The organism is Roseateles sp. P5_B10, from assembly GCF_056400485.1.
In genome coordinates this window covers 1-3971 of the sequence record NZ_JBFULE010000493.1, presented here as the reverse complement: position 1 = coordinate 3971, position 3971 = coordinate 1, and the positions used below count along the sequence as shown (strand labels likewise).

6 protein-coding genes are annotated in these 3971 nt (G+C 61.5%); 5 read left to right on the top strand and 1 reads right to left on the bottom strand.

Annotated elements, in window-relative coordinates:
• From AC1DU6_RS22580 to tsaA, 4 genes are all read left to right on the top strand, one after another.
• Positions 1-953: HAD family hydrolase (locus AC1DU6_RS22580; RefSeq protein ID WP_477859746.1), on the top strand; the 953-nt coding region annotated here is incomplete at its 5' end.
• Positions 954-1275: 322 nt separating this feature from the next.
• Entirely contained in the window at positions 1276-1527 is a 252-nt protein-coding gene (locus AC1DU6_RS22575; protein ID WP_477859745.1) for a transposase, read from the top strand.
• Between the two features lie 359 nt (positions 1528-1886).
• Complete coding sequence (locus AC1DU6_RS22570) at positions 1887-2282, top strand: YciI family protein (RefSeq protein ID WP_477859744.1); 396 nt, start codon at positions 1887-1889, stop codon at positions 2280-2282.
• A gap of 30 nt (positions 2283-2312) precedes the next feature.
• Complete coding sequence (tsaA, locus tag AC1DU6_RS22565; RefSeq protein ID WP_477859742.1) at positions 2313-2720, top strand: tRNA (N6-threonylcarbamoyladenosine(37)-N6)-methyltransferase TrmO; 408 nt, start codon at positions 2313-2315, stop codon at positions 2718-2720.
• Here the strand turns inward: tsaA and AC1DU6_RS22560 are convergent.
• Positions 2717-3460: an ankyrin repeat domain-containing protein gene (locus AC1DU6_RS22560; RefSeq protein WP_477859740.1), complete on the bottom strand. Its 744-nt coding sequence runs from the start codon at positions 3458-3460 to the stop codon at positions 2717-2719. The two genes, tsaA and AC1DU6_RS22560, sit on opposite strands and share 4 nt — an antisense overlap.
• A 134-nt stretch (positions 3461-3594) precedes the next feature.
• On the opposite strand from AC1DU6_RS22560, the gene AC1DU6_RS22555 reads away from it, so the two are divergent.
• The coding region (locus tag AC1DU6_RS22555) for a cation:proton antiporter domain-containing protein (protein ID WP_477859739.1) at positions 3595-3971 on the top strand (377 nt) is incomplete at its 3' end.

Below are 3971 nucleotides of genomic sequence, written 5' to 3'. Positions count from 1 at the left end.
TTTCCAAACGATCGAACCTGAAGCAGGGGCTGGTAATACGGATTGAGGACGCGGCACTCAGAGTTAAACGGCTCAGTTCGGACGACTTCGTTCGCGTCTCCTTTGATGAAGCGTCGCGTTTGGCGAACGCACTTAGTTGCTCTGTGGGGAATATTCGCTCTGGGCTTCCAGACGAATTCTTGTCTCAATTCATCGTCTACTACTCGCATAACAAAGGCTCGATTCACGCCAAGAGTAGTGTTTCGAAATCTCGCTCGGTGTTCCCGACCAAGGCTGTGTTCCTCGATTTCGACGGGACCATGACTTACCACCTGAACAAATCGACTTCCTGGGAGCTCATCTGGCTAGAGTTGGGCTACGCCGACACTGATTGCTCGGATTTGCATCGGAGATTCAGCAATCACGAAATATCTCACGCAGATTGGTGCCGGATAACCGAAGAGAAATTTCGCGAACGTCGACTAAAGAATACCGTCCTTGACAAAATTTCTGCTGACATTCAACTCTTGCCAGGCGTGGTCGAAACGGTAAATCAACTGCATGCGGCCGGAATTCCAATGTTTATCGTATCGGGATCCATTAAACACATCATTAAACGAGTGCTCGGGAACCTTTACGAGAAATTTGAGGATGTTCGCGCGAACGACATGAAATTCGGACCAAATAGCGAATTGAAATCCATCATTGGAACGAAGTATGACTTCCAGGGCAAATCTCAATACATCACGCAAGTGCTGGAAGAGAGAGAAATCCAGCCGCATGAAGCGCTATTTATAGGAAATTCATTAAATGACGAATGGGCCCACCAAGCGGGCGTGCAGACTCTCTGCATCAACTACGATATGACGAATCCCGACAATCAGATTCAGTGGATGTACAGCATCAATCATTCCAAAGATTTTTCCGAGATAATGCGTTACGTTACACTTGAGCCCACGGTCGATTCTGCCTAAAGCGGACCTGCAGATGCGATCAGGGTAGTCAGCTCGAGAGAATTGACTACCTTATTTCCAAGGCTTTATCACACGCCGGCTGAAGAAAAGCGACTCAAACACGCTCAAACAACTGTGGCGCTTGGAATCCTACCTCTGCTTCGATGRGGCGCTTCCCAAAACCGCTCTCACGCCCGCTGGCCGTCTCGGGCACTATCCGGACGATGATCACGCCGTGCATCAAGCCGTCTGCCTTCTGGCGCCGCCAGCATTCGTCCGACCTGTTCGGTCAGGATCAGCGTCAGGACCAGATGGGCGCGGCTTCATCGCCAATCTGGCAGCGATGGACGAACTGATCGACTTCGCGGCTATTTCGACTCAGGTCGATGCGCCTTGCCCGCGACCCGACCGCAGCAAGTGCGGCCGACCGCCCCCCGAGGTCATGGTACGTCTGGTGTTCATCCAGTCGCTGTACAGCCTCTCGGACGAAGACTGCGAACACCAGGTAATGGCCGTTGGAGACAGACCGATCATGGCGAACGGCTCCGAAATCGCTACTGAAGCGATCGGGCGCGCCACGGAACACGTGCACTGAGGCTCGAGGCTGGGGAAATTCCCTTGGATGGAAATGATCACTTCCAGCCTAGAGACAACACATCACAGACCGAGCGCAATACTCTTGCCTGCTCAGCCAAGGTCAAATTGATGCACAACAAAGCTGACGTTCGCCTGCGCCTGCTCATGGCCGGGTGCGTGAATTGATCGAGCCAAGGCGATTACCCGCAATGGGCACTTTGCTGACCCTCGGGCGCCAACTACCAAGGACAGCCCCAGCCTGAAGCTGCCTATGGGAGGCTTCAGCAATCGATGCAAAGGCCGTGGCGCGGGAGGTCTGGCTCCCCAACTCGGCCTCCGCGGAACGCTCCACGGTCCCCCTGCATTTACCATCCACCCATGAACCAACCGCAGCACGAATACCTCGTTGTGTCGCGTGGGCAGTGGGACGAAAAAGCGTCTCGCGAGGACGTCCAGCGCGCCATCGATCAGTTCTACGTTTGGTACGAGGGCCATCTCGCGGCGGGGCGGATGAAACCCGGGAGCCGGTTGGCGCCCGAAGGCAAGCTCGTTGCCCATGGGCTGGTCACCGACGGTCCCTTCGCGGAGACCAAGGAGATCGTCGGCGGCTACTGGTTCATCGTCGCCACGAGCCTGGAGGAAGCGGYCGAACTCGCCGCGCAGAACCCCTGCCTGGCCTTCGGTCTGACGCTGGAGATCCGCCCCCTCGACGCCGAGCGGGCGCGGGCGACGGACATCACCAACGAAACGCCGCCGCCGTGGCGTCAGCGTTGAGGCTTGGCGCCGCGCCGTCGCGCAGAACAGATGTTCGTCCTCCAACCCATCGGCCATGTGCGTTCACCGCTGACGAGCCGGGAGCAGGCGCCCAAGCAAGGCGATGAAGGCGCCCCCACGGCGTGGCTGGAGTTCCTACCCGCGTTCGAGGCGGGCCTGCGCGACCTGCAGGTGGGCGACGACATCCTGCTGCTGACCTGGCTGGACCACGGCCAGCGCGAAACCTTGAGCGTGCATCCACGCGACGACCTGAACGCCCCGCTGCGCGGCGTGTTCAGCACCCGCTCGCAGGACCGGCCCAACCCGGTGGGGCTGCACCGCGTCACGCTGGTCGAGAAAGACGGCCCGCTTCGCTACCAGGCACTCCATCTCGAAGCCTTCGACGGCACGCCGATCATCGACGTCAAGCCGGTGCTGGATCGCCTGCGGGAGCGCTAGCGCAAATACCGGTTCGGCACATTGCCCAGCCGCGGCGCGGGCCGCCCCAGGGCAGCGAGCAGTTCGACGATGTTGGCGTAGGTATCGGCCTCGATGCGCTGCATCTGCGGCAGCAGGCCGAGTTGGGCGTAGGACAGCGGCGTCACGTCGTAGCAGACCGTCTCCCAGTCGAAGCCGCGGCCCCAGGTGATGCCTCGCACTCGCACATCAGCCCGCGCGCCAGCCGTAAGCAGCAGGCGCATGACGGGCGCCGAACGGTTGGCATTCGAGTTCACGGCGTGGAAGAGCGGCGTCTGGCCGTTCAGCCCGTCGGCGTCGACATCGGCCGCGGCGTTCGGGTCTGCGCCCAGTGCCAACAGCCGCTCGGCGACCTCTGCGTGGCCGTACTCCGCCGCCACATGCAGCAGCGTGGCGCCGTCAAGCGGCGTGAAGGTGCAGGGCATCTGCGTGCGGTGACGCAGCAACACCGGGTTCGCCGCCACGGCCGAGGCCAGCGCGTCGGCGTCGTTGAGCAGCACGGGCGCCAGGTGCGGGTCGTCCAGCACGGCACCACGTTCCAGCAGCAACCGAAGGCAGGAGGCAAACCGGTCCGAACGAAAGTACATCTCGATCAGATGGTTGACCACCGTCTTGCCGCCGATGCTTGAACTCGCATCGAAGCCGGCATCGAGGACGGCCCGGATGTCTTCAACGTCGTGCGTTTCAAAGGCGGTGAGCAGACGCTCGGAGATGCCGGTCATGACTTGCTTTCGGTAAGCAACCGGCGCGCCTTCATGGCGCGGCCTGGGGACTGGGTGTTGGGAAGCGATGCTACGACCGCCGGCCTGCCGGGCCCGCCTTCCTTTGCCAGGGCGAGGTCGCCATACTCCGGCCGGTGCAGGAGCTCGAACAAATCCTGGTCCTCTTCGTCGCCGCCGTGGCACTGGCTGCCGCCGCGCGGCGTGCGGGCGCGCCCTACCCGGTATTCCTGGCCATTGGCGGCGCGCTGCTGGCCCTGGTGCCGGGTGCACCCAGCCCCAGCCTGCCGCCCGAACTGGTGCTGGCCCTGTTCGTCGCGCCGGTTCTCGTCGACGCTGGTTACGACGCGTCATTGCGGGACCTCAGAGACAACTGGGCGCCTCTGGTCAGCCTGGTGATCTTCGCGGTCGGCCTCACGACGGCCGCAGTGGCCATGGTGGCTCACGCCCTCGTGCCGGGCCTGCCATGGGCCGCGGCCGTGGCGCTGGGCGCCATCGTCGCGCCGCCCGATGC